This is a genomic window from Pseudomonas sp. NPDC090752 (genome assembly GCF_055584805.1).
Genome location: NZ_JBVJLI010000016.1, coordinates 66,669 through 91,234, shown reverse-complemented (window position 1 = coordinate 91,234; position 24,566 = coordinate 66,669). Strand labels below are relative to the sequence as shown.

The 24,566-nt window shown below is 62.7% G+C and carries 23 protein-coding genes; 12 read left to right on the top strand and 11 right to left on the bottom strand.

Annotation, left to right across the window (positions count from 1 at the left end; translation table 11 throughout):
• Positions 1 to 6 precede the first annotated feature (6 nt).
• The 8 genes from pqqF to ACZ6YA_RS20220 all read left to right on the top strand — a co-directional run bounded on the left by pqqF (position 7) and on the right by ACZ6YA_RS20220 (position 8,321).
• Positions 7 to 2,289, top strand: coding sequence for a pyrroloquinoline quinone biosynthesis protein PqqF (gene pqqF, locus ACZ6YA_RS20255; protein ID WP_465898865.1), 2,283 nt, complete (start codon positions 7 to 9; stop codon positions 2,287 to 2,289).
• A 158-nt stretch (positions 2,290 to 2,447) separates the two neighbouring features.
• On the top strand, positions 2,448 to 2,519 hold the full coding sequence (pqqA, locus tag ACZ6YA_RS20250) for a pyrroloquinoline quinone precursor peptide PqqA (protein ID WP_008365141.1): 72 nt from the start codon (positions 2,448 to 2,450) through the stop codon (positions 2,517 to 2,519).
• Positions 2,520 to 2,606: 87 nt separating this feature from the next.
• A complete protein-coding gene (gene pqqB, locus ACZ6YA_RS20245; protein WP_465898864.1) occupies positions 2,607 to 3,518 on the top strand; it encodes a pyrroloquinoline quinone biosynthesis protein PqqB in 912 nt (303 codons plus the stop codon).
• A 9-nt stretch (positions 3,519 to 3,527) separates the two neighbouring features.
• Entirely contained in the window at positions 3,528 to 4,283 is a 756-nt protein-coding gene (gene pqqC / locus ACZ6YA_RS20240; RefSeq protein ID WP_465898863.1) for a pyrroloquinoline-quinone synthase PqqC, read from the top strand.
• Entirely contained in the window at positions 4,280 to 4,555 is a 276-nt protein-coding gene (gene pqqD / locus ACZ6YA_RS20235; protein WP_465898862.1) for a pyrroloquinoline quinone biosynthesis peptide chaperone PqqD, read from the top strand. The genes pqqC and pqqD overlap by 4 nt, the downstream gene beginning before the upstream one ends.
• Entirely contained in the window at positions 4,527 to 5,675 is a 1,149-nt protein-coding gene (pqqE, locus tag ACZ6YA_RS20230; RefSeq protein ID WP_465898861.1) for a pyrroloquinoline quinone biosynthesis protein PqqE, read from the top strand. The genes pqqD and pqqE overlap by 29 nt, the downstream gene beginning before the upstream one ends.
• Positions 5,641 to 7,479: a S9 family peptidase gene (locus ACZ6YA_RS20225; protein ID WP_465898860.1), complete on the top strand. Its 1,839-nt coding sequence runs from the start codon at positions 5,641 to 5,643 to the stop codon at positions 7,477 to 7,479. Before pqqE ends, ACZ6YA_RS20225 begins: the two co-directional genes overlap by 35 nt.
• Before the next feature lie 95 nt (positions 7,480 to 7,574).
• Positions 7,575 to 8,321: a hypothetical protein gene (locus tag ACZ6YA_RS20220; RefSeq protein WP_465898859.1), complete on the top strand. Its 747-nt coding sequence runs from the start codon at positions 7,575 to 7,577 to the stop codon at positions 8,319 to 8,321.
• A gap of 53 nt (positions 8,322 to 8,374) precedes the next feature.
• Here ACZ6YA_RS20220 and ACZ6YA_RS20215 read toward each other — a convergent pair whose 3' ends face one another.
• Positions 8,375 to 8,533, bottom strand: coding sequence for a YqaE/Pmp3 family membrane protein (locus ACZ6YA_RS20215; RefSeq protein ID WP_003177654.1), 159 nt, complete (start codon positions 8,531 to 8,533; stop codon positions 8,375 to 8,377).
• 139 nt (positions 8,534 to 8,672) lie between these two features.
• Positions 8,673 to 9,956, bottom strand: coding sequence for an aspartate aminotransferase family protein (locus ACZ6YA_RS20210; RefSeq protein WP_465898858.1), 1,284 nt, complete (start codon positions 9,954 to 9,956; stop codon positions 8,673 to 8,675).
• 209 nt (positions 9,957 to 10,165) lie between these two features.
• On the opposite strand from ACZ6YA_RS20210, the gene ACZ6YA_RS20205 reads away from it, so the two are divergent.
• Positions 10,166 to 11,080 (top strand): LysR family transcriptional regulator, encoded by a 915-nt coding sequence (locus ACZ6YA_RS20205; RefSeq protein WP_465898857.1) that lies wholly within the window; start codon positions 10,166 to 10,168, stop codon positions 11,078 to 11,080.
• Between the two features lie 249 nt (positions 11,081 to 11,329).
• Here the strand turns inward: ACZ6YA_RS20205 and ACZ6YA_RS20200 are convergent, their stop codons facing one another.
• The 9 genes from ACZ6YA_RS20200 to bioB form a co-directional block, all read right to left on the bottom strand.
• Positions 11,330 to 13,108, bottom strand: coding sequence for an acyl-CoA dehydrogenase C-terminal domain-containing protein (locus ACZ6YA_RS20200; protein ID WP_465898856.1), 1,779 nt, complete (start codon positions 13,106 to 13,108; stop codon positions 11,330 to 11,332).
• Between the two features lie 123 nt (positions 13,109 to 13,231).
• Complete coding sequence (locus tag ACZ6YA_RS20195) at positions 13,232 to 14,515, bottom strand: GGDEF domain-containing protein (RefSeq protein WP_465898855.1); 1,284 nt, start codon at positions 14,513 to 14,515, stop codon at positions 13,232 to 13,234.
• A 293-nt stretch (positions 14,516 to 14,808) separates the two neighbouring features.
• A complete protein-coding gene (locus ACZ6YA_RS20190) occupies positions 14,809 to 16,614 on the bottom strand; it encodes a phenylacyl-CoA dehydrogenase (protein ID WP_465898854.1) in 1,806 nt (601 codons plus the stop codon).
• Between the two features lie 332 nt (positions 16,615 to 16,946).
• Positions 16,947 to 17,243 (bottom strand): pyrroloquinoline quinone biosynthesis protein PqqE, encoded by a 297-nt coding sequence (locus ACZ6YA_RS20185; protein ID WP_465898853.1) that lies wholly within the window; start codon positions 17,241 to 17,243, stop codon positions 16,947 to 16,949.
• A gap of 117 nt (positions 17,244 to 17,360) precedes the next feature.
• Positions 17,361 to 18,041 (bottom strand): dethiobiotin synthase, encoded by a 681-nt coding sequence (bioD, locus tag ACZ6YA_RS20180; protein ID WP_465898852.1) that lies wholly within the window; start codon positions 18,039 to 18,041, stop codon positions 17,361 to 17,363.
• A gap of 10 nt (positions 18,042 to 18,051) precedes the next feature.
• On the bottom strand, positions 18,052 to 18,870 hold the full coding sequence (gene bioC, locus ACZ6YA_RS20175; RefSeq protein WP_465898851.1) for a malonyl-ACP O-methyltransferase BioC: 819 nt from the start codon (positions 18,868 to 18,870) through the stop codon (positions 18,052 to 18,054).
• Positions 18,863 to 19,594: an alpha/beta fold hydrolase gene (locus ACZ6YA_RS20170; protein ID WP_465898850.1), complete on the bottom strand. Its 732-nt coding sequence runs from the start codon at positions 19,592 to 19,594 to the stop codon at positions 18,863 to 18,865. Before ACZ6YA_RS20170 ends, bioC begins: the two co-directional genes overlap by 8 nt.
• A complete protein-coding gene (gene bioF, locus ACZ6YA_RS20165; RefSeq protein ID WP_465898849.1) occupies positions 19,587 to 20,759 on the bottom strand; it encodes an 8-amino-7-oxononanoate synthase in 1,173 nt (390 codons plus the stop codon). Before bioF ends, ACZ6YA_RS20170 begins: the two co-directional genes overlap by 8 nt.
• A 1-nt stretch (position 20,760) precedes the next feature.
• Complete coding sequence (gene bioB, locus ACZ6YA_RS20160) at positions 20,761 to 21,819, bottom strand: biotin synthase BioB (protein ID WP_465898848.1); 1,059 nt, start codon at positions 21,817 to 21,819, stop codon at positions 20,761 to 20,763.
• Between the two features lie 89 nt (positions 21,820 to 21,908).
• On the opposite strand from bioB, the gene ACZ6YA_RS20155 reads away from it, so the two are divergent.
• The 3 genes from ACZ6YA_RS20155 to ACZ6YA_RS20145 all read left to right on the top strand — a co-directional run bounded on the left by ACZ6YA_RS20155 (position 21,909) and on the right by ACZ6YA_RS20145 (position 24,504).
• Positions 21,909 to 22,646, top strand: a complete 738-nt coding sequence (locus ACZ6YA_RS20155) for a double zinc ribbon domain-containing protein (protein WP_465898847.1) — start codon at positions 21,909 to 21,911, stop codon at positions 22,644 to 22,646.
• Positions 22,647 to 22,672: 26 nt separating this feature from the next.
• Positions 22,673 to 23,437 (top strand): TOBE domain-containing protein, encoded by a 765-nt coding sequence (locus tag ACZ6YA_RS20150; RefSeq protein ID WP_465898846.1) that lies wholly within the window; start codon positions 22,673 to 22,675, stop codon positions 23,435 to 23,437.
• 92 nt (positions 23,438 to 23,529) lie between these two features.
• A complete protein-coding gene (locus ACZ6YA_RS20145; RefSeq protein WP_465898845.1) occupies positions 23,530 to 24,504 on the top strand; it encodes a serine/threonine protein kinase in 975 nt (324 codons plus the stop codon).
• The last annotated feature ends 62 nt before the right edge of the window (positions 24,505 to 24,566 follow it).

Sequence of the window (24,566 nt, the reverse complement as noted above, 5' to 3'; positions counted from 1 at the left end):
AGCGCCATGCCTGACCCCATGCGCACGCTCACCCTGGCCAACGGCCTGCACCTTACCCTGCGCCATGCGCCGCGGCTCAAGCGCGCGGCTGCAGCACTGCGTGTGCATGCCGGCAGCCACGACGCCCCGGTGAAATGGCCAGGGCTGGCGCATTTTCTCGAACACCTTTTCTTCCTGGGCAACGCTCGTTTCCCACTGGATGACGGCTTGATGCGCTACGTCCAGGCCCTCGGCGGCCAGGTCAATGCCAGCACCCGCGAACGCACCACCGACTTCTTCTTCGAAGTGCCACCCGCCGCCTTGGCCGGCGGGCTGGAGCGGTTGTGCCAGATGCTCGCAGAACCGGACCTGGGCATTGAGCGCCAACGCCGTGAGCGGGAAGTGATTCATGCCGAATTCATTGCCTGGTCACGCAACCCGCAGGCGCAGAAACACTTCGCCCTGCTGCAGTCAGTATCGGCAGGGCATCCGCTGGGCGGCTTTCATGCAGGCAATCGGCATACCCTGGCACTGCAGGATCCAGCATTCCAGCATGCCCTCATGGGTTTTCATCAACGGTTCTACCACGCGGGTCAGATCACCCTGAGCCTGTGCGGTCCGCAATCACTGGACGAACTGGAACAGCTCGGCTTGCAGTTTGCGCAGGTGTTTGCGCCTGGGGAACGGGCCGCGCAAATACTGCCGCCAGCCTTGACCAGCACGTCTACCGGGCTAGTGTTCACCCACGAAAACCTGCCCGTTGGCGCCGATCACGCGTTGGAACTGTTGATCGCCTGTTTGAGTGACAGTAGGCCGGGTAATTGGCTGGATGCCTTGCGCCAGCGCGGCTGGCTGCAAGGGTTCGAAGCAGAAATGCTGTATGCCTTCGCCGGCCAGATGCTCTGGCACATCGACCTGAAGCTCGTTACCGACGCTTGCTCAGAGCAGGCCCGCGACCTGCTGCACGGTTGGTTCAACTTCATCCGACAGGCCGATCCTGCGCACCTCAACGCCGAGTTCAGCCTGCTGCAGCAAAACCAGGCACGCAACGCCAGCTCACTTCAGCTGGCCCGCCGCGACAGTGCAGGCCTGCCATTCGCAGCATTGGACGCTCAAGCGCTGCTGGCGCTTCGGGCGATACTCGAAGGCCTGCCACACCGTGAGCTCGGACAATGGCAGCTACCTGCGCCCGACCCGCTGCTGCTTGCCGACTTGCCTGTCCTCCAAGCGAGGCCGCTACCTGCGGCGCTGATGGTCAGTGATCTACTCCCCACAGCCCGCCAATATGCAGCAGTTTATCTGCGCTGGCATGTACCTGCACCCGTGCACCGGCCCCTGTACGATGTGCTCGATCGCGCCTTACACCCGCTTCAGGAACGTTGCAAACGTGCTTCGTTGCAACTGCAATTCAGCACCGCGGGTGAATACTGGCAACTTCGCTGCAACGGTCAGCCTGCAGCCGTAGTTCGCGCTGTCGAATGCGCCCTGGCGCACTTGATTTCACCTGGTGACTGGACACTTCCTGCAGAACAGGAGCCCACCCTGATTCCGATCAGAGCCCTGCTCAAGCAATTGCCCGATGCGCTGCGCGGCCCAACGCCAATGCCAAAAGCTGGCGCCACGCTCGATCAGCAAGCGCTGGACGACGCCTGGCGACAGAGCCGATGGCACGGCCTCGCCGTCGGCTTCGATGCCGCCGCCCTGCAATCGCTCAGCGCCGTGTTGCACACGTGTCCTGGGCAGGTCGGCGCTGCAGCTGCAGTGCCGCGGTGGCAGGGCCGCCGCTGGCACGACGCGCAGGTGCCGGGCACTGAACACGCACTGTTGCTGTTCTGCCCAGTGCCGGCCGAGCAGCACGCTTGTGCCCGTCTTTTCGCCCAATTGCTGCAAGGGCCCTTCTATCAACGCCTGCGTGTGGAACTGCAACTTGGCTACGCAGTTTTCAGTACCTTTCGTCAGATCGAAGGGGTCGGCGGGCTGCTGTTCGGCGTGCAATCGCCCCACGCTACCCAAGCCGAAATTCTCGATCATCTGCTAACCCTGCTGCGCCAGGGCGTGACCCTTGCCCCCGCTGCCCGCCAATCATTGGCCGAGCAGTTCGACGAACCGGCCATGGCCAACGCCGATGTCGCCGAATGGGCATGGCAGACACACCTGGCGACACAAACCGACGACTTGCCTGCGCTGCGCAAGTCTATTCTGATGACACGACAAGCGGATTTGGACGCGCTGTCAGGCGCCCTGCTAAACGCCAAATCCAGCTGGCTGTGCTTGGCGAACGCCCCTGCACCGGATGAGGCCTGGCACTGATTGTTACGTTTACCGCAAGGGCGCTTTTCGAAGAATTAACCTTTCGGTACATAATTTTCTTGTAAGATAACGCTATCTCAGCCAATGGAACCTCCTGCTCCAGGCGGCAACCAATCTAGTAGCTGAAGTGCCCTAACCCATCCTGAAGGAGAACGCCCATGTGGACCAAACCTGCCTACACTGACCTGCGTATCGGCTTCGAAGTGACCATGTACTTCGCCAGCCGCTAAGCCCAGCTTGCGCAACGACGCCTCGGCCCGCCGGGGCGTCGTCGTTTTTTGCACAGGGTTTTTGCCCCGTTCGGATAGAGAACAGCCATGTACATCCAGATTCTCGGCTCCGCCGCCGGCGGCGGCTTCCCGCAGTGGAACTGCAACTGCGTCAACTGCAAGGGCTTTCGCGATGGCAGCTTGCGCGCCATGGCACGCACACAGTCATCGATCGCCCTCTCCGATGATGGTGTGCACTGGATCCTGTGCAACGCCTCACCCGACATCCGCGCCCAGCTCCAGGGCTTCGCGCCGATGCAGCCGGGCCGGGCACTGCGCGACACTGGCATCAACGCCATCGTCCTGCTCGATAGCCAGATCGACCATACCACCGGCCTGCTCAGCCTGCGCGAAGGCTGCCCGCACCAGGTATGGTGCACCGACATGGTCCATCAGGACCTCACCACCGGCTTCCCGCTGTTCAACATGCTCAGCCACTGGAACGGTGGCCTGCAGTGGAACCGCATCGAGCTCGAAGGCAGCTTCGTCATCCAAGCCTGCCCCAACCTCAGGTTCACGCCTTTCCCGCTGCGCAGCGCCGCGCCGCCGTATTCGCCGCACCGCTTCGACCCACACCCGGGCGACAACCTCGGCCTGCTGGTCGAGGACACGCGCACCGGCGGCAAGCTGTTCTACGCGCCCGGCCTGGGCCAGGTCGACGACAAGCTGCTGACGATGATGCACGGCGCCGACTGCCTGCTGGTCGACGGCACGTTGTGGGAGGATGATGAAATGCAGCGCCGTGGTGTCGGCACCCGCACCGGCCGCGAGATGGGCCACCTGGCGCAGAACGGCCCCGGCGGCATGCTCGAAGTGCTGGACGGCTTCCCGCGCCAGCGCAAGGTCCTTATCCACATCAACAACACCAACCCGATCCTCGATGAAGACTCCCCGGAGCGCGCCGAAGTGCAGCGCCGCGGCGTGGAAGTCGCCTTCGACGGCATGAGCATCGAGTTGTAAGGAGGCTTGATGAGCGAAGCATTGCCACTGTCGCCTGCCGAGTTCGAGCAGGCCCTGCGCGCCAAGGGCGCCTTCTACCACATCCATCACCCGTACCACGTGGCGATGTACGAAGGGCGCGCCACCCGCGAACAGATCCAGGGCTGGGTGGCCAACCGCTTCTACTACCAGGTGAACATCCCCATGAAGGATGCCGCGATCCTGGCCAATTGCCCGGACCGCGAAGTGCGTCGTGAGTGGATCCAGCGCCTGCTCGACCACGACGGCGCCCCCGGCGAAGAGGGCGGCATCGAAGCCTGGCTGCGCCTGGGCCAGGCGGTGGGCCTCGACCCGGACCAGCTGCGCTCCCAGCAACTGGTACTACCCGGTGTGCGCTTCGCCGTCGATGCCTACGTCAACTTCGCCCGCCGCGCCAGTTGGCAGGAGGCCGCCAGCAGCTCGCTGACCGAGCTGTTCGCCCCGCAGATCCACCAGTCACGGCTGGACAGCTGGCCACAGCATTATCCGTGGATCGACCCGGCCGGCTACGAGTACTTCCGCACCCGTCTGGGCCAGGCCAGGCGTGATGTCGAGCACGGCTTGGCAATCACCCTGCAGCACTACACCACCCGCGACGGCCAGGAGCGTATGCTGGAAATCCTGCAGTTCAAGCTGGATATCCTCTGGAGCATGCTCGATGCCATGAGCATGGCCTACGAGCTGAACCGCCCGCCGTATCACAGCGTCACCCAGCAACGGGTGTGGCACAAGGGGATCGCCCTATGAGCTTCGACCGCAAGCAAGTCCCGAACTGGCGCCCTGGCTACCGCTTTCAATATGAACCAGCGCAGAAAGGCCACGTGCTGCTTTACCCTGAAGGCATGATCAAGCTCAACGAAAGCGCGGGCCTGATCGGTGGCCTGATCGACGGCAAACGCGATGTCACAGCGATCATCGGCGAGCTGGAACAGCAGTTCCCGGGTGTGCCTGAAGTCGCCGACGACATCGAGCAATTCATGGAGGTGGCCCGTGGCGAACACTGGATCACCCTCGCCTGAGGTGCCGGTCGGCCTGCCGCTGTGGCTGCTGGCCGAGCTGACCTACCGTTGCCCGCTGCAGTGCCCATACTGTTCAAACCCGCTGGACTTCGCCCAGCAGGGTAAAGAGCTGAGCACGGAGCAGTGGTTCAAGGTGATGGCCGAGGCCCGTGAGATGGGCGCGGCGCAGATTGGCTTTTCCGGCGGCGAACCGCTGGTGCGCCAGGATCTCGCCGAGCTGATCGGCGAAGCGCGGCGCCTGGGTTACTACACCAACTTGATCACCTCGGGCATCGGTCTGACCGAAGCGCGCATCGCCGCGTTCAAAGAAGCGGGCCTGGACCATATCCAGATCAGCTTCCAGGCCAGCGACGAGCAGGTCAATAACCTGCTGGCCGGCTCGAAGAAAGCCTTTGCGCAAAAGCTGGAGATGGCCCGGGCAGTGAAGGCCCACGGCTACCCGATGGTGCTCAACTTCGTCACCCACCGGCACAACATCGACAAGATCGACCGCATCATCGAGCTGTGCATCGCCCTGGAAGCCGACTTCGTCGAGCTTGCCACCTGCCAGTTCTATGGCTGGGCGCACCTCAACCGCCTGGGATTGCTGCCGACCCGCGAGCAACTGGAGCGTGCCGAACGCATCACCAACGAGTACCGCGACAAACTCAAGGCGGCCGGCAGCCCGTGCAAGCTGATTTTCGTCACCCCCGATTATTATGAAGAGCGCCCGAAGGCCTGCATGAACGGCTGGGGCAGCCTGTTCCTGACCATCACCCCGGACGGCACCGCCCTGCCCTGCCATGGCGCGCGCCAGTTGCCCGTACAGTTCCCCAATGTGCGCGACCACGACTTGCACCACATCTGGTACGACTCGTTCGGCTTCAACCGTTTCCGGGGCTACGACTGGATGCCCGAACCCTGCCGCTCGTGCGACGAAAAAGAGAAGGACTTCGGTGGCTGCCGCTGCCAGGCCTTCATGCTCACCGGCGATGCCAGCAATGCCGACCCGGTGTGCGCCAAGTCGGCCGACCACGGCATCATCCTCAAGGCCCGCGAGGAGGCAGAGACTGCCCAACTCGCCATTGAACAGATGACCTTCCGCAATGAGCGCAACTCCCGTGTCATCGCCCGCGGCTAAGCTCAGTGCCGCGCAGGCAGTCGCCGCCGGTACCGATTTTGCCGAACTCAAAGCCAACGACCGCGGCTTGTACTGGAACGAATTCCGCCCCGCCGATGGCGCCTGCCGCATCTGGCACTGGCGCGACCAGCAGGCCCGATGCCTGACGCCGGACGGTTTCAGCGTGCGCAGCCGGGTGTATGAGTACGGGGGTGGCAGCTTCTGCCTGGGCGACGATGCGCTCTGGTTCGTCAATGAAAAGGACCAGCAAGTCTATCGCCAAGGGCTGGATGGCGCAGCACCGGTTGCCTTTACTTGTAATGAGCAGAGCCGCTATGGCGACCTGCAATGGCACAACGGCCAGGTGCTGGCGGTCGAGGAGTGCCATGGCGAGGGCGTCGAGCATCGCCTGGTGGCGTTGACCGAGGGCGCCATTGAAGTGCTCGCCGAGGGTGCCGACTTCTATGCTTCGCCGACCGTCAGTGCCGATGGCCAACGCCTGGCCTGGATCGAATGGGACCGTCCGGCGCAGCCGTGGACGGTAACCCGGCTGATGTGTCGCCAACGGCTCGATGACGGCAGTTGGGCCACAGCTCGCTGCATCACGGCGGATGATGAGTCCTTGCAGCAACCGCGCTTCGACGCCGAGGGGCGCTTGTATTGCCTGTCAGATCGCAACGGCTTCTGGCAGCCCTGGGGTGAACTCGGCGGCCAATGGCAGGCTTTGCCGGCCAAAGCTGCAGATCACGCTGCCGCCCCTTGGCAGCTCGGTTCCAGCACTTGGCAGGCACTCGGGCCGCAAAGCTATCTCGCCACGTGGTTCGAAGCCGGTTTCGGCCAGCTGGGGCTACGTACTGCCGATGGCCAGGTGGAGCGTTTCGCCAGCGCCTACACTCGTTTTCGCAACCTGGCCATGGATGCCGAGTACCTCTACGCCATCGCCGCGTCGCCTATCAGCCCACCAGCGGTCATCGCCATCGACCGCTTGAATCACGAGGTCCGCATTCTGGCAGGTGGCGCCGAGTTACTGCCGGCTGAATCTATCAGCCTGCCACGCTCGATGCTTTACCCCAGCGACGGCGAGATTGCCCATGGTTTCTTCTACCCGGCAGCTTACGCTAAAGGCCCCTCGCCGCTGGTGGTGTTCATCCATGGCGGCCCAACTTCAGCCTGCTACCCGGTGCTGGACCCGCGCATCCAGTACTGGACTCAACGCGGCTTCGCCATCGCCGACCTGAACTACCGGGGCAGCACGGGTTATGGTCGCGACTACCGCCAGGCCCTGCATTTGAACTGGGGCGAGAGCGATGTGCAGGATGCCTGCGCCGCAGTCGAACATCTGGCCGAACGAGGTTTGATCGATGCCAGTAACGTGTTCATTCGCGGTGGCAGTGCCGGCGGCTACACCGCGCTTTGCGCCCTGGCATTTCGTGATGTTTTCCGGGCGGGCGCGAGCCTTTACGGGGTCAGCGACCCCATTGCCCTGGGCCGGGCCACGCATAAGTTCGAAGGCGATTATCTGGACTGGCTGATTGGTGATCCGCAACAGGATGCCGCGCGATATCGCCGACGCACGCCACTGGTGCATGCCGAGCAGATCAAAGTGCCGGTAATTTTCTTCCAGGGTGAGCTGGATGCGGTGGTGGTACCGGAGCAGACCCGCAGCATGCTTGCAGCGCTCAAGGCCAATGGGGTTCAGGCAGAGGCGCATTTCTATGCGCAAGAACGGCATGGCTTGCGAAAAGCGGAAAACTTGGCGCATGCGCTGGAACAGGAGTGGCTGTTCTTCCGCAGTCTGATCTGCCATCAAGATGGCAAACAGTAGCAACGCACTCACCTGGAAATCCTGTCAATGGACTGCCCAGGGCGCTTCCCTTACGTTCAAGACGCGGTTTTTCGAACCAACGTGAGGGCACTGTGATGAATAAACCGTTGCGAGTTACTCAGGATTTTCTGGATTGGACCGGGACCACGCTGCCGAATGGTTCAACCACGCCACAACCTCAAAAAAACCCACTTGAGATCTTTCGTCGCATCGAGCTTCAACCCGGTAGCAGGATCCATGTAGTTCAGGATGCCGAGCGGGGAATGGTCTGGCTTTTCGACAAACCCTCCAATGCTTCTGATACCGATAGCTATCGATGCGAATCCAACGGCATCATTTCACAAGGCAAATCCTACGAGCGTTGGCAAGAAAGGGAAACCTACGATATTTCCTGGAGTAGCAAGTTAGACGATACCGAAAGCAGTACCTATGGTGACTTCGTTATCTTCCAGTGGAAGTCCTACCCTGAAGGTATTCAAAATTATCCATTTCTGTTCACGGTCCACCAGAACCAGTTGAGACTGGTTCACTCCAACCGTGCCGGTAAGTGGATAGTCGTTTGGCGAGGCTCGATTGAGAGTAGAAAATGGTTCGACGTGAAAGTTAGGGTAACCCTGTCTAAGAACGAACGGGCGGGCACCTTGGAGCTGTTCTTCAACGGCGAGCCTCAACAGTTCCAGCGCAACCGTGACGATGAAGCCGAGGTCAGTGACATCCTGGTCTGCCGTACGCTGGATGAGGGGCGTGGAATCTATCCGAAGTGGGGCGCCTACAACCGCCACCAGCACCTCCACGCCATCAAGCACTACATTGACCGAATGCGCATCAAGCGTATTCGCTGAGCAAAAAAGGCGGTTGAAGGCCCGACCATCTTCAACCGCTGTCCTTGGACGCCTCAGCGCTTGGCGATGATGTACACCGCATGCACGATGCCCGGAATATACCCCAGCAAGGTCAGCAGGATATTCAGCCAGAACGCCCCGCCGAACCCCACCTGCAGAAACACGCCCAGCGGTGGCAGAAGGATGGCGATGATGATGCGAATAAAGTCCATGCAAGTTTCTCCTCAAAGGGTCTAAACAGAGACTAGCTGGGCATCGCAGAGGTTCCACCAGGCAAAAAAAACGCCCCGGGCCAAGTGAAACAGGCCAGGGGCGATGCGCAGAAACGCCAGACGGTTCGTTGAATTCGTATTACGCCGAGACTTCGCGGCGTGCTTGCTGTTGTTGCGCATGCAGGCGGGCAAAAGCCCGGGCCAGGCGCAGGAGCATTTCATCGATGTTGCCTTTGCTCACCGTCAGCGCCGGCGAAAAGCGCACCACATCCACTTGCGGCGCATTGAGCAGCAGGCCCTCATGCAAGGCCGCCTGCACCAGGTCCTTGGCCAGGGGCTCCTGCAACTGTAGGGCCCAGAGCAGGCCTTCACCGCGCACTTCGCCCTGGCCGTAGCGGCCAGCCAGGCGGCTGAGGCCATCGCGCAGATGACGACCGCTGTCATGAACCTGCTTGAAAAAGCCCGGCTCCAACACGGTGTCCAGCACGGCCAGGCCAGCGGCGCTCATCAGGGCATTGCCGTGGTGGCTGCCTTCCAACTCGCCGGGCCCCGCGCAGCAGGCCGATCCACGGGCCAACAAAGCAGCCAACGGCACCCCCCCGCCGAGGCCCTTGCCCAGAGTGATGATGTCCGCGCGCACGCCGTAGATTTCTTCGGCCAGCAGCGCGCCGCAGCGACCGATGCCGGTCTGCACCTCGTCGAGGATCAACAGGATGCCCAGTTCACGGCATAGTTTCTCGACGCCCTGCAGGTACTCCCTGGTCGCCGGGATTACGCCAGCCTCACCTTGGATCGGCTCGAGCATAATCGCCACGGTGCGCGAGTCGACTTGCGCATGCAGCGCCGCCAGATCGTTGAACGGTACCTTGCTGAAGCCCGGCAGCCCTGGCTCGCAACGGTTGCACGGCAGCGGGTCGGATGCCGACAACGCGCCGAGACTGCGCCCATGGCACCCCTGGCTGGCCGTGATGATGTGATAGGCGCCGTTGCGGTGCAGCTGGCCCCATTTGCGCGCAAGCTTGATCGCCCCCTCGCAGGCTTCTGCACCGCTGTTGAGCAGGTACGCCTGCTCGCTGCCGGTGCTCTGACACAGGCGGTTGACCAACGCCAGCAGCCCGCGGCTGTGAAAGCCCGAGCCTGGGTTGATCAATGCCTGAGCCTGGTTGCCCAGCGCCTTGACCAGCACGCTGGGGCTGTGGCCGAGGCTGTTGACCGCGCAGCCCTGGGTGAAGTCCAGGTAAGCGTGCCCTTCGCTGTCCCACAACCAGGAGCCTTGGCCACGCACGAATACCTGAGCGGCACGTTCGCTGCTGGGCATCAGGCGTTCACGGGACAACGGCAGCGCATCCGCCACGACCACCGGCGCACACTTGGGCTCGGTAGCTGCGACGGGGGCCGAGCGACGCAGGTTGAACAGGTTCATCGGGGCTCCAGCCAGGCACGGTAAGGGGGGCCAGCAGCCGGTCGTGATGCCGGTGCTTGATATTTTGTCTTGCCTATCAAAAGTGTTTTTCAAACGGGGTAACAATGCGCTGATTGATTGCTGTAACCCGTTGGAATACGGCGATAGACTAGGCTCCGTAAGGCCCTGCGGCCATTTCGTTTTTCCAGCTTTTTCGATAAGTGTTGCTTATGGATTTCCGCCAACTGCGTTATTTCGTCGCGGTGTACGAAGAAGGCCATGTCGGCCGCGCCGCCGAGCGCCTGTCGCTGTCGCAGCCGGCGCTGTCGCAGCAGATCCGCCAGCTTGAGCACAGCCTTGATCTGAACCTGTTCGAGCGCAGCAACAAGCGCCTGTTGCCGACCCTGGCAGCGCATACCCTGTACAACCATGCGCTGCCCCTGCTCGACGGGCTGCAACGCGCCCATGAAGCCATGCGCAACTTCAAAGGTCAGTCGCTGCGTACGCTGGCCATCGGCGTGCTGCAGACTGTACGCCCAAGCCTGGTCCCGCAGTTGCTGGAGCGGGTACGCAAGGCCCAGCCGCACCTGGTGGTGCAGATCTATGAATTGTCAGGGCTGGAAATCGAACGGCGCCTGCTCAATGGCAACCTGGACATTGGCATCAGCTATTTGCCACCGCGCCAGCCGGGGCTACATGGCATGCTGCTGTACGAAGACGAGCTGCAACTGGTCATCCCCGATACCCACCCCTTGAAGGACTTCAAGAAGGTGTCGATCAGACAAGCCGCTGAATTGCCGATGCTGATGCTCGGCGAAGAATTTCAGATTCGCCAGATCTGGAAGGAACAGCTCGCCAGCCAGGGCCGTCGGCCGCAGGTACAGGCAGAGATGAACAACATGGGCGGCATTCTAGACAGCCTGGCCCACACCCAGCTGGCCACCATTCTCCCGGGACGTGCCAAGGATGCTGCAGAAGATGACCAAGGTTTGCTGTGGAAGCCTTTGAGCGAACCACGGGTGCCGCTGAAGGTGGGCCTGGTATTTCGCGACGCCCAACGCCAGCAGGCGTCGGTGGAGTTGCTGCGTACGTTGCTCGAAGCTGAAACGGACGCCCGGCACTCGATCGCCACGCCGCTCGCCTGAAAAACATGCGCACAAAGAAAACCCCGCCGAAGCGGGGTTTTCCAGACTGTTTCCCTGTGACATCCCTATCGCCCCACCGTCCTGGCAGGAAATCCTTCGTTGTCCCTGTTCTGTCCTTTGCGCTTCCTGCGCAACGTCCATGTACAAAGATTAGCCGTGGATCCAATCTGACACCAGTGGCGAAAGGTCACCACGGCGTGTAGGAGATTGCTTACAAAAAGGACACATTCACAAACATGTTGCCTGCCGCTAGAACTGTTCGGCATCTAGCAGGTACAGAGACTCGCTGCCTGCCTTCACCGACGCCGCCAGCGAGTCCACCCGCGGCAACAAACGCGCGAAGTAGAAACGCGCCGTCCCCAACTTGGCCGAATAGAACGCTTCATCGCCCTCGCCGGCCTTTGCCGCGCGCGCCATCAGGGCCCACATATAGGCGTAGGCTACATAACCAAAGGCGTGCAAGTACTCGACCGAGGCCGCGCCGATCTCGTTGGGGTTGCCCTTGGCCTGCTGCAAGACCCACTCTGTCAGGCCGTCGAGTTGATCGAGGTAAGCCCCCAACGGCGTGGCAAACTCTTCCAGCTCGCTGCCTGCATGGGTGATGAACTGGCGAATCTCGTCGGAGAACACTTTGTAATAAGCTCCTCCACTGGCCACCACCTTGCGCCCCATCAGGTCCAGGGCCTGGATGCCGTTGGTGCCTTCATAGATCTGGGTGATGCGCACATCGCGCACCAGCTGCTCCTGGCCCCACTCGCGAATGTAGCCGTGGCCACCGAACACCTGTTGCCCATGCACCGCACACTCCAGGCCCAGATCGGTGAGAAACGCCTTGGCCACAGGAGTCAGCAGCGCCACCAGCTCTTCGCTGCGTTTTCGCGTGGTTGGCTCTTCGCTGTATTTGGCACTGTCCAGCTGCATCGCCACGTAGGTAGAGAACGCTCGGCCCCCTTCGATCAGCGCTTTCATGGTCAACAGCATGCGGCGCACGTCCGGGTGGACGATGATCGGGTCGGCTGCCTTGTCCTTGGCCTGCGGGCCGGTAGGAGCACGGCTCTGCAAGCGGTCGCGGGCATACTCGACGGCGTTCTGGTAGGAACGCTCTGCAGTGGCCAAGCCCTGGATACCGACACCGAGGCGCTCGTAGTTCATCATGGTGAACATCGCCGCCAGGCCCTTGTTAGGCTCGCCGACGATATAGCCGACGGCTTCGTCGAAGTTCATCACGCAGGTGGCCGAGGCCTGGATGCCCATCTTGTGCTCGATCGAACCGCAGGTCGCCGGGTTGCGAGCGCCGAGGCTGCCGTCGGCGTTGACCATGAACTTGGGCACCAGGAACAACGAGATGCCCTTGGGCCCGGCCGGCGCATCCGGCAGTTTGGCCAGCACCAGGTGGATGATGTTCTCGGTCAGGTCGTGTTCGCCGCCGGTGATGAAGATCTTCGTGCCGCTGACCTTGTAGCTGCCATCGGCCTGGGGCTCGGCCTTGGTGCGAATGATGCCCAGGTCGGTACCGGCATGCGGCTCGGTCAGGCACATGGAACCGGCCCAAACGCCGGCGTACATGTTCGGCAGGTATTGTTCTTTCAGCGCTTCGCTGGCGTGGGCGTTGATCGACAGGCAGGCACCGGCGGTCAGCATCGGGTACAGGCCGAAGGCCAGGCTCGAGGCGTTGACCATTTCTTCGACCTGGGCCGAAATCGCCTTGGGCATGCCCATGCCGCCGTACTGTGGGTCACCGCCCACGCCAACCCAGCCGCCTTCGGCGTAGGTGCTGTAAGCCTGGATGAAGCCAGCCGGGGTACGTACCGCGCCGTTGTCCCAGTGGCAGCCCTCTTCGTCAGCGGCGCGGCTGAGCGGGGCGATGGACTTGCTGGTGACCTTGCCGGCCTCTTCCAATACGGCCAGTGCAGTTTCGGCATCGACTGCCTCGGCCAGCTCGGGCAGTTGCGCCCACAACTCTGCCACGTTGAAGACTTCATTCAGAACGAAGCGCATGTCGCGCAGCGGCGCTTTATAGTCAGCCATGACAACCTCTCGCAGGTCGGGTCGGGGCGGTCACCTAGGACCGCAACACGGGGTTGAACCCAGTGTAACTGAACAACTTTTGCGAGACATAGGGTCATCACGCGACCATATGGTCAGACATAGTCACGCCATGCGAACTGCCCCGCGCCTCGATTGTTGACCATAGACCATGACACAGTTACGCCCTGCGCCCTTGGCACTGTAAAGCGCCTGATCGGCGGCCTTGAGCACTTCTTCCGGGTTGCGGTGCTCGGCCAGGCGCTCAGCCACGCCGATGCTGATGGTCACCGACACCGTGCCACTGGCGCTGCCATTGCGCCTTTGACGCCCAGCGGAGTCATCCTGCGGGCGATTGTTCTGGTCACGCAGGTACATCGTGTAGTTGGCAATCATCTCGCGCACTGCCTCCACGTGCGGCACGCATTCTTCTGCCGTCTTGCCAGCGAACACCAAGGCGAATTCCTCACCGCCATAGCGGTAGGCGCGCCCTCCTCCGCTGACCTTGGACAGCCGGCTGGCCACCAGGCGCAGCACCTGGTCGCCGACATCGTGGCCATGGGTGTCGTTGAATTTCTTGAAGTGGTCGACGTCGGTCATGGCGATCACATAGTTGCGCCCAAGGCGCTGCATGCGCTCGTTCAGCGCGCGGCGCCCTGGCAGGCCGGTGAGTTCGTCGCGGAAGGCCATCTGATAGGCCTCGTGGGAAACCGCTGCGGCAATCATCAGCATCACCTGGCTGCACATGATGTTCAGGGTGAACGGCAGAATGAATGTCTTGGGCAGCATCCAGAAGATGCCAATCAAGCCAATGACCTGCGCCGCGTGCAAAGGCCTGGGTTCGCGCAGGTATTGCACCACCAGCAGAATGAACACGCCGATGAACAACGGGTAGACCATCTGGATCAGGCTCATCCACTGGCCATGCAGCGACGGCCAGCGGATTTCTGCCAGCCAGGCCAGCAGCGCCGCGGGAAAACTCTGCTCCAGCGCCACCGCCACGCTACCGACAGCAAACAACACGGCAAAGCGAGCGAGCAGATCCTGGGCCAGATGGGTGCGCTCCTGCCAGGCGCCGAACAGGCCGTACAACGCAGGCAGCAGCAGACACACCAGGTGGAAGATCACCGCCGCGTCTTCGCGCACGCGACCGTTGTCGCGGTAGTAGTCGGTCTGGGTATCGAGCAGGAAATAGGCGATGTACACCGTGACCATCAGGAACAATTCGCGCTGGCGGCGGTACACGGCGCAGTAGGCGCCGCCCAGCAGCAGGACCAAGGTGGGCAGGACGTTGAACAGTGACGTGAAGAAGACGCTGAGGTCTCTCACGTAAGCCGCCGCAAGCCCTGCCAACAACAGAATCAGCGAAGGCAGGAAGTGGCTCGCGCGTACAGCGTTTAAACGAAACAAGGGTAATCTCCGACCCGGCAGATCAATAATGGCATTGTGCCTTTACTTCATCGGCAGCGCACATGAATTGATGAATACACCGCTGTGTTAACGGCAGCGGGGGCGGAGGGCTTGAGCTTTTCTTTTAACTGGATCTTGGTGGTTCTGTGGGAGCGGCTTCAGCCGCGAACACCGGCGAAGCCGGTGCCATCTACCGCGTCGCTTACTTCGCGGCTAAAGCCGCTCCCACAAGGTTAAAACGAAAAAACCCGCCTGCCGGTGAGGGCAAGCGGGTTTTTGTAGAGCCTGGCGGCTTAGTAGGACAGGCCGAAGTGCTCTTCGTCCATCGCCATCAGGTTGTTGGCGCCCGACAGCATGGTCGCTACATGGGTGCGGGTACGCGGCAGGATACGCTGGAAGTAGAAGCGCGCGGTCTGCAGCTTAGCGGTGTAGAACGCCTCTTCCGATGTACCGGCAGCCAGTTTCTCGGCAGCCAGGCGAGCGATGTCGGCCCAGAAGTAAGCCAGGCAGGCATAACCGGAATACATCAGGTAATCCACCGAAGCGGCACCCACTTCCTCACGGTCCTTCATGGCGGCCATGCCCACTTTCATGGTCAGCTCGCCCCATTCCTTGTTGATCGCAGCCAGCGGTTCGACGAACTCCTTGACAGCCTCATTGCCTTCCTGCGCCTGGCAGAACTTGTGCACGATCTTGGTGAAGCCCTTGAGCGCTTCGCCCTGGGTCATCAGCACTTTACGGCCGAGCAGGTCGAGCGCCTGGATGCCAGTGGTGCCTTCGTACAGCATGGAGATACGGCTGTCGCGCACGTTCTGCTCCATGCCCCACTCGGCGATGAAGCCGTGGCCGCCGTAGATCTGCACGCCGTGGTTGGCCGCTTCGAAACCGACTTCGGTCATGAAGGCCTTGGCGATTGGGGTGAGGAACGCCAGCAGAGCGTCAGCCTTCTTGCGCTCTTCTTCGTCCTGGCTGTACTTGACGATGTCCACCTGCTTGGCGGTGAAGTAGACCATGGCGCGGTTGCCTTCGGCGAAGGCCTTCATGGTCAGCAGCATGCGGCGCACGTCCGGGTGGACGATGATCGGGTCGGCCGCCTTGTCCGGCGCTTTCGGGCCAGTCAGCGAACGCATCTGCAGACGGTCACGGGCATACTTCAGGCCGCCCTGGAAGGCTACCTCGGCATGGGCCAGGCCTTGCAGCGCGGTGCCCAGGCGGGCGGTGTTCATGAAGGTGAACATGCAGTTCAGGCCCTTGTTGGCTGGGCCAATCAGGTAGCCGGTGGCACTGTCGAAGTTCATCACGCAGGTGGCGTTGCCGTGAATGCCCATCTTGTGTTCGAGCGAGCCGCAGCTCACGCCGTTGCGCTCACCCACGCCGCCTTCGGCGTTGGGCAGGAACTTCGGCACGATGAACAGCGAGATGCCTTTGGTGCCGGCCGGTGCATCGGGCAGGCGGGCCAGGACAATATGGACGATGTTGCCGGCCATGTCGTGCTCACCGGCAGAGATGAAGATCTTGGTGCCGGAAATCTTGTAGGAACCGTCGGCCTGTGGCTCGGCCTTGGTGCGCAGCATGCCCAGATCGGTACCGCAGTGTGGCTCGGTCAGGCACATGGTGCCGGTCCACTCGCCGGACACCAGCTTGGTCAGGTAGGTGTGCTGTTGCTCCTCGGTGCCGTGGGCCGAGATGGTGTTCATCGCGCCATGGGACAGGCCTGGGTACATGCCCCACGACCAGTTCGACCCACCGACCATTTCGCTCAGCGCCAGGCCCAGCGACTCGGGCAGGCCCTGGCCACCGTGGGCAACGTCATGCGCCAGGCTCGGCCAGCCGCCTTCGACGAACTGCTCGTAGGCTTCCTTGAAGCCGGTCGGGGTTTTAACGCCGGACTCGCTCCAGGTGCAGCCTTCGAGGTCGCCGACACGGTTCAGCGGGGCCAGCACCTGCTCACAGAATTTCGCGCCTTCTTCGAGGATCGCGTCGACCATGTCGGGCGTAGCGTCCTGGCAACCCGGCAGGCTCTGATAGTGCGCCTCATAGCCAAGCAGCTCGTCGCGAACGAAGCGAATATCACGCAAGGGGGCTTTGTAATCAGGCATTGCGATGAACCTCTGTGATGAGTCCGGTGGGGAGACCGCTGATACCGACCAGCTCTTGCCGGCTTTCGGTCAAACAGGTGTTTGAAACTTACGTTTAGGACTGACCGATGTCAAGGAGGGACTATGGTGCCATTTACGCCGCGAAAGATGGCGGTTATGCCATTGAGCGTTTTCAAGGACCGAAAACGACTGTGGGAGCGGGCTTTGTGGGAGCGGGCTTGTCCCGCGAAGGCGCCAGAGCAGACAACCAGTTGTGTCTTTACTGACGCCTTCGCGGGACAAGCCCGCTCCCACAAACCCGCTCCCACAGAGATAACGCTGATAGGTCGATATCAGGCGTAGGTATCGATGAACCGACCGAGCATTTCGTCGGAAGCCTTGGCGACCTTGGCCCCCAGCTCGACTTCGGTTTTGCCCAGGGCCAGTTGCACGGTACTGGTGGCAAGGTCCATCTGCTGGCTGCGATCGACCGCGCGCAGGCGCTCGGCCTGAAAGTCGCTGGACTGGCTGGTGGCGGCGCGTTCGACGCCGCTATTGGCGATCTGGCTGGCTGCCTGGTCGATGCGGTTCTGACCGCTCTGGATGACGCTGAGGCCCGCGTAGTACGCGGAGCTACCGGTGATTTCCATGTCAAAACTCCAATGACGCTGGATGTGATCAGTGGCAATTAAAGCAGGCCAGGGCGCAAAAGGCCCGTTTAAATCCCTAATAGCTCATTGCCAGCCAATAGACGCGGGGCATGCACCTCAGTCCAGCAAGTCCAGTTGCAGGTGCTCCGCCACCGCATCCGCGGTCGCCAGTTTGAGCTTGGGCACCCGTCCCAGGCAGGGTGCTGGCAAACGCTCGGCCAGGCTGGCGAGGTTCTCTTCCAGGCGCGCCGTACGCGGCTCGATGATGTTGGCCACCCAGCCTGCCAGTTGCAGGCCATCACGGGCGATCGCTTCAGCGCTGAGCAACGCGTGATTGATACAACCCAGCCGCACCCCAACCACCAGAATCACCGGTAGCTTCAGGGCAATGGCCAGGTCCGACAAGTTGGCGTGATCGGACAGCGGCACCCGCCAGCCTCCCGCACCCTCGACCAAGGTGAAATCCGCGCCTTGGTCCAGCACGTGTTGCATGGCCCTGCGCAGGGCCGGCACGTCCAGCGCAACACCCGCCTCGCGCGCAGCCACATGGGGCGCGATGGCGGGTTCGAAGGCAAAAGGATTGACCTCTTCATAGGCCAGCTTGATCGAACTTTCGTCGATCAGCGCCTGAGCGTCACTATTGCGCAGCCCCTTGGCTGTCATCGTGCAACCGGACGCTACCGGCTTTGCCCCCAGCGTACTCAAGCCCTGCAGCCGCGCCGCATGCAACAACCCGGCAGCGACAGTGGTCTTGCCGACATCAGTATCGGTCCCCGCGATGAAATAGGCCGGGTTCATGTCGCTCCTCTCACGCCTGTGGCTTACGCAACACACCATAGACCACCTGATAGGTGGCTGGCAGCCCTTGCGGTTGACGGAATGCTTCGTACGCCTGCAATAACCCTTGCATGCGCGCGCGCCCGGTCAGGCCTGACGGACGCCCCGGGTTGAGGTTGTGAGCCCCCAGGGCCTTGAGTTCATGAGTCAGTCCACGCACGTGCGGGTAGTGCAACACATGGGCCTGTTGACGCAGCCCGAGCGGCTCCAGGCCGCTGGCCGCGCACAGCCGTTGATAATCTTCGAAGCGGCGGAAGCGGTTGACGTGCACCATCCCATCGACTGCCTGCCAACTGGCGCGCAGTTCGTCGAGGGTGCCGACACATAAGCTGCTGAAGGCCAGCACGCCACCCGGTCGCAATACCCGCTTTGCTTCTTCCAGCACGCTGCCGAACTGGCTGCACCACTGCACGGCCAGGCTGGAAAACACCAGGTCGACGCTGCTATCACGCAGCGGCAGCCGCTCGGCATCGCCCGCCACGTGATACTGCGCACCGCCCTGCTCGCCCCGGGCGTGACGCAACATGCCTTCGGCAATGTCCACGGCCAGGCCACTGGCTGGCGCAAAACGCTCGGCCAGCACCCGGCTGAAAAAACCGGTGCCACTGCCCAGATCGAGCCAACGCGACGGCAACAGTGCATCCGGCAGTTGCTCCAGCAGGCTGACACCTACTGCGCGCTGCAAGGCGGCCACGCTGTCGTAGCTGGCTGCCGCGCGGGAAAACGAAGCCGCCACCTGGCGCTTGTCCGGCAGCGCGCCGGGCAGGGTTGGACGGGAAAGGTCAGTCATCGCCACTCTCATGCAGGAAACTCTTGATGCCCTCTGCCAGCTCCAGTGGGTACTCCAGCAGGAAGGCGTGGGAACTGTCTTCGACCAGGCCAACCTCGACGTCGGGCAACAGCTCGCTAAGCGCCTTGGCCGCCTCGGGCGGGACCAGGGCATCGCCACCCGCGAACAGATGCAACTGCGGGCCTCCGTAGGCCTGCAGTGCTTCTCGGGTGTCGAGCTTGGCCAGTACTTCAAGGCCGGTGGCCAGATAGAGCGGGTCGGTATCCGGCACCCCAACACCCAACTGGCGCAATAATGTGCGGGGCTGCAGGGCGCCGTCACTGCACAAGGTGCGAAAGCGCTTGAGCGTCACCGAGGTGTGGCTGCGGCAACCGTCGAGAAAGGTCCCGAAGGTATCGTCGGCCATGCCGTGTGGCCAATCGGCACGCGCGACGAAACAGGGATTGCTGGCCAGGGTCAGCAGCCCACAGCAATGGTCGCCGCGCTTGCGCGCCAGCTCGCTGGCGAGCATGCCGCCAAGCGACCAGCCACCCAACCAGGTGTCAGTCGGGACGGTACGGTCCAGGTGGTCGACCCACGCCTGCACATCGGCTTCGGCCAGTTCCGGCAGGGGCATCAGTTCGACCTGCAGGCGGGCGTCCTGGGCCCGCAGGCTGGCGGCCAGCGGTTCCAGCGCTGCGGTACCCAGCCCCCAGCCGGGTAGAAGGATCAGTCGGTTACGCATCGGCGGCCTCTAGCTGTGGATAACACTCGGCCAATGCATTCAACAATAGCTGCACCTGCGCTTCACTGTGCGCGGCGCTCAGGGTGACCCGCAGGCGTGCGCTGCCAGCAGGCACGGTGGGCGGGCGGATCGCGGTCACCAACAGGCCGCGCTCGCGCAACATCTGCGACAGGCGCAAGGCCTGTGCACTGTCGCCGATCAGGATCGGCTGGATCGGCGTCGGGCTGTCCACAAGCTGCAGTCCGATTTGCTCGGCACCCAGGCGGAACTGGCGAATCAACGCGGCGAGATGCTCGCGGCGCCAGGTTTCGCGGCGCAGCAGTTCCAGGCTCTTGAGCGTGGCGCAGGCCAGAGCCGGCGGCTGGCTGGTGGTATAGATGTAGGGCCGGGCGAACTGCACCAGCGCTTCGATCAGTTCTTCGCTGCCGGCGACAAAAGCACCCGCCGTGCCACAGGCCTTGCCCAGCGTGCCGATCAGCACCGGCACATCCTCGATGCCCATGCCGAAGTGCTCGACGATACCGCCGCCCTGGGCACCCAGGGTACCCAGGCCATGGGCATCGTCGACCATCAGCCAGGCACCCCGCGCCCGCGCGACCTCGGCCAGTGCCGGCAGGTCGGCCAGGTCGCCATCCATGCTGAACACACCGTCGGTGACCACCAGGGTATTACCGGTCGCCTTGTCCAGGCGCTTGGCCAGGCTGGCCGAATCGTTGTGCAGATAACGGTTGAAGCGCGCACCGCTGAGCAAGCCGCCATCGAGCAGCGAGGCGTGGTTCAGGCGGTCCTGCAGCACCGTGTCCCCCTGCCCCACCAGCGCAGTAATGGCGCCCAGGTTGGCCATGTAGCCAGTGGAAAACAGCAGCGCACGCGGGCGGCCAGTCAGCTCGGCCAGCGCTTCTTCGACCTGATGGTGCGGCGTGCTGTGGCCGATCACCAGGTGTGAGGCGCCGCCACCGACACCCCAGCGCTCGGCGCCCACCTGCCAGGCGGTGATGACCTCCGGGTGGTTGGCCAGGCCCAGGTAGTCATTGCTGCAGAAGGCCAGCAACGGCTGGCCGTCGACCACCACCTGCGGCCCTTGCGGGCTTTGCAGCATTGGCCGCTGCCGATACAGGTCTGCGGCGCGCCGTTCGGCCAGGCGCGCCGCCAGATCGAAGGCCATCTCAGGCTGACGCGGCGTTATAGAACAGTTCGCTGCTGCGCTGCTCGACCAGCGCCTGCTCGATGGCGGCCTGGTGCACTTCGTCGGCATGCTCTTCGCGCGCCTCGGGCTTGATGCCCAGGCGGTCGAACAGCTGCATGTCCTTGTCGGCCTGCGGGTTGGCCGTGGTCAGCAGCTTCTCGCCGTAGAAGATCGAGTTGGCACCGGCCATGAAGGCCAGGGCCTGCATCTGCTCGTTCATCTGCTCGCGGCCGGCGGACAGCCGCACGTGCGACTTGGGCATCAGCAACCGCGCGACCGCCAGCATGCGAATAAAATCGAACGGGTCGACGTCTTCTTCCTCGGCCAGCGGGGTGCCAGCCACTTTCACCAGCATGTTGATCGGCACCGACTCCGGGTGCTCAGGCAGGTTGGCCAGCTGGATCAGCAGGCCCGCGCGGTCGTCCAGCGATTCGCCCATGCCAAGGATGCCTCCGGAGCAGATCTTCATCCCGGCATCGCGCACGTAGGCCAGGGTCTGCAGGCGTTCGCTGTAGGTGCGGGTGGTAATGATGCTGGTGTAGAACTCCGGCGAGGTGTCGAGGTTGTGGTTGTAGTAGTCCAGGCCGGCCTGGGCCAGGGCCTGGGTCTGGTCCTGGTCGAGCTTGCCGAGGGTCATGCAGGTTTCCAGGCCCATGGCCTTGACCCCTTTGACCATCTCCAGCACGTAGGGCATGTCCTTGGCCGACGGGTGCTTCCAGGCCGCGCCCATGCAGAAGCGGGTCGAACCGATGGCCTTGGCCCGCGCGGCTTCTTCCAGCACCTTCTGCACTTCCATCAGTTTCTGTTTTTCCAGCCCGGTGTTGTAGTGGCCGGACTGCGGACAATATTTGCAATCTTCAGGGCAGGCGCCGGTCTTGATCGACAGCAGCGTCGAAACCTGTACGCGGTTCGGGTCGAAGTGCGCGCGGTGCACGGTCTGCGCCTGGAACAGCAAGTCATTGAACGGCTGCTGGAACAGAGCCTTGACCTCGGCCAGGGACCAGTCGTGACGTGTTGTTGCAGTTGTGCTGGCGCTCATCGGCGTTTCCTTGTTTAGGCTGTCACTAGCGCAGGGACAAGAATGCCCACCAGCGCATCACGGATAGCTCGCATAGTCATGGAAGGCCTATGAACTGTCAACCTTGGTTAAAAGCACTGGTTTACAAGTGTACGAATATTGAACAATCGTGTTTGCTGTGCGACGAGTCCACCGAGCAACCCTACCCGGTATGCCTAGCGTGTGAGCAGGAGCTGCCTTGGTTGAGTGAATACTGCCGTCGCTGCGCGTTGCCGTTGCCGATGGCCGGGCTGACCTGCGCCCAGTGCAGCGGCCATGCACCGGCCTTCGATCAGGTCATCGCGCTGTGGCATTACGGCTTCCCGGTGGACGCGCTGATCAGCCGTTTCAAGCACAACCGGCAATGGCCGCTGGGGCGGTTGATGGCCGACATGCTGGGCCATGGTCTGCAGCATCGCTATGCCGAGGGCCTGGTAAAACCCAAGCTGCTGTTGCCTGTGCCGCTGGCCAGGTGTCGACAGCGCCAGCGCGGCTTCAACCAGGCCGGCATGTTGGCGCGCTGGTTGTCCAAGAGCCTGGCAATCAGTTGCGACGAGCGGCTGGTCCTGCGCACGCGCGAAACGCCCGCACAGCAAGGCCTGGATGCCAAGGCGCGGCGACGCAACCTGCAGCGGGCCTTCACCTTGGCCGAGACAGGCTGCCTTGAGGGTCTGCATGTGGCTGTGGTCGATGACGTGCTGACTACCGGCAGCACCGCTCAAGCCATCGCCGCTCTGCTGCGTGATGCCGGTGCACGCCGGGTCGATGTGTATTGCCTGGCACGTACGGCGAAACCGGGGCAAGCTTGACGGGTCAGTCTCAGATAGGCGTCATCATGTCCTTGCCCGCACTCCTTACCCAGCATATCGCCCGCCGCCCGCAACGCATCGCCTTGCTCCAGCACATCGCCGAGCAAGGTTCGATCACCCGCGCCGCCAAGGCGGCCGGCATCAGTTACAAAGCCGCCTGGGACGCCATCGACGAACTCAACAACCTGGCCAGCCAGCCGCTGGTTGAGCGCAGTACCGGTGGCCGCGGCGGCGGCGGGGCGCGGCTATCAGCAGAAGGCGAACGGGTGCTGCGTCTGTACCAACGGTTGCAGGCGTTGCAGGCGCAAATACTCGAAGCCGCCGAAGAATCCGCCGACCTCGACCTGCTCGGGCGCCTGATGCTGCGCACCAGCGCCCGCAACCAGCTGCAAGGCCAGGTCAGCGGCTTGCGCCGTGAGGGCCGACACGATCGAGTGAGCCTGGCGCTGGGCGGTGGGCTGGAAATCGAAGTGCTGATCACCCACGACAGCACCGCACGCCTGGAGCTGACACTGGGCACCATGGTGGTGGCCTTGCTCAAGGCCGGGTGGGTGCAATTGCTGGGCGCTGAGGATCAACCCGAGGCCGGCTGCAATGTACTCAAGGCGACCATCGAAGAGGTGCTGGCTGATGGGCACGCGCCCAGTGAGGTGCGGCTGGCGCTGGGGAATGGGCAGACCTTGTGCGGGTTTGCCGAGGGGGATTGGCTGGTACGTGAGGCGGTAATGGCAGGCAGCGAAATTCGGGTGCAGTTCCACGCCGCCAATGTTTTGCTGGGGGTGCCGGTGTAATATGGCCGCGCTGCGCGCGGTTCGCGGGCAAGCCCGCTCCCACAGGGCCGGCACTGATACCATTGGCCCTTGCACCCCACCCCGGAGCACTCATGTCGCACCCCTTCGCTACCCTCACCCCCGACCTGGTCCTCGACGCCGTGGAGAGTCTCGGCTTTCTCAGCGACGCCCGGGTACTGGCCCTGAACAGCTACGAGAACCGCGTCTACCAGGTGGGTATCGAAGACCAGCAGCCATTGATCGCCAAGTTCTACCGCCCGGGGCGCTGGAGCGACGAGGCAATTCTCGAGGAACACAGCTTCAGCGCCGAACTGGCCGACTGCGAAGTGCCGGTGGTCGCGCCGCTGAAGCACGAAGGCCAGACCTTGTTCGAACACCAGGGCTTCCGATTCACCCTGTTCCCCCGCCGTGGCGGGCACGCTCCGGAGCCTGGCAACCTGGATCAGCTCTACCGCCTCGGCCAGTTGCTCGGCCGCATGCACGCCGTTGCGGCAACCCACCCGTTCGAACATCGCGAAGAGCTGACTGTGGATAACTTCGGTCATGACTCGCTACAAACCCTGCTGGAAGGTGAGTTCGTACCTCGCGAGTTGCTGCCCGCATTCGAGTCCGTGGCCCGCGAGCTGCTGAAGCGGGTCGAGGATATCTATGCGCGAACGCCGCATCAGGTCATGCGCCTGCATGGCGACCTGCACCCCGGCAACCTGATGCATCGTGACGACGCCTACCACATCGTCGACCTTGATGACTGCCGCATGGGCCCCGCCGTACAAGACCTGTGGATGATGCTCGCCGGTAGCCGCGAGGAACGCCTCGGCCAACTGGCAGAGCTGATGGACGGCTACAACGAGTTCCACGACTTCGACCCACGCGAGCTGTCCCTGATCGAGCCCCTGCGCGCGCTGCGCCAGCTGCACCACAGCGCCTGGCTGGCGCGGCGCTGGGACGACCCGGCATTCCCCCGCAGCTTCCCCTGGTTCGGCCAGCCGCGCTACTGGGGCGACCAGATCCTTGCCCTGCGCGAGCAAACCGCGGCCCTCGACGAGCAACCACTGAAATTGTTCTAAATCCCTGCCAGGGTCTGACTACAATAGGCGTCGCTGTATTTAGCTACCTAAGCAAGGATTCT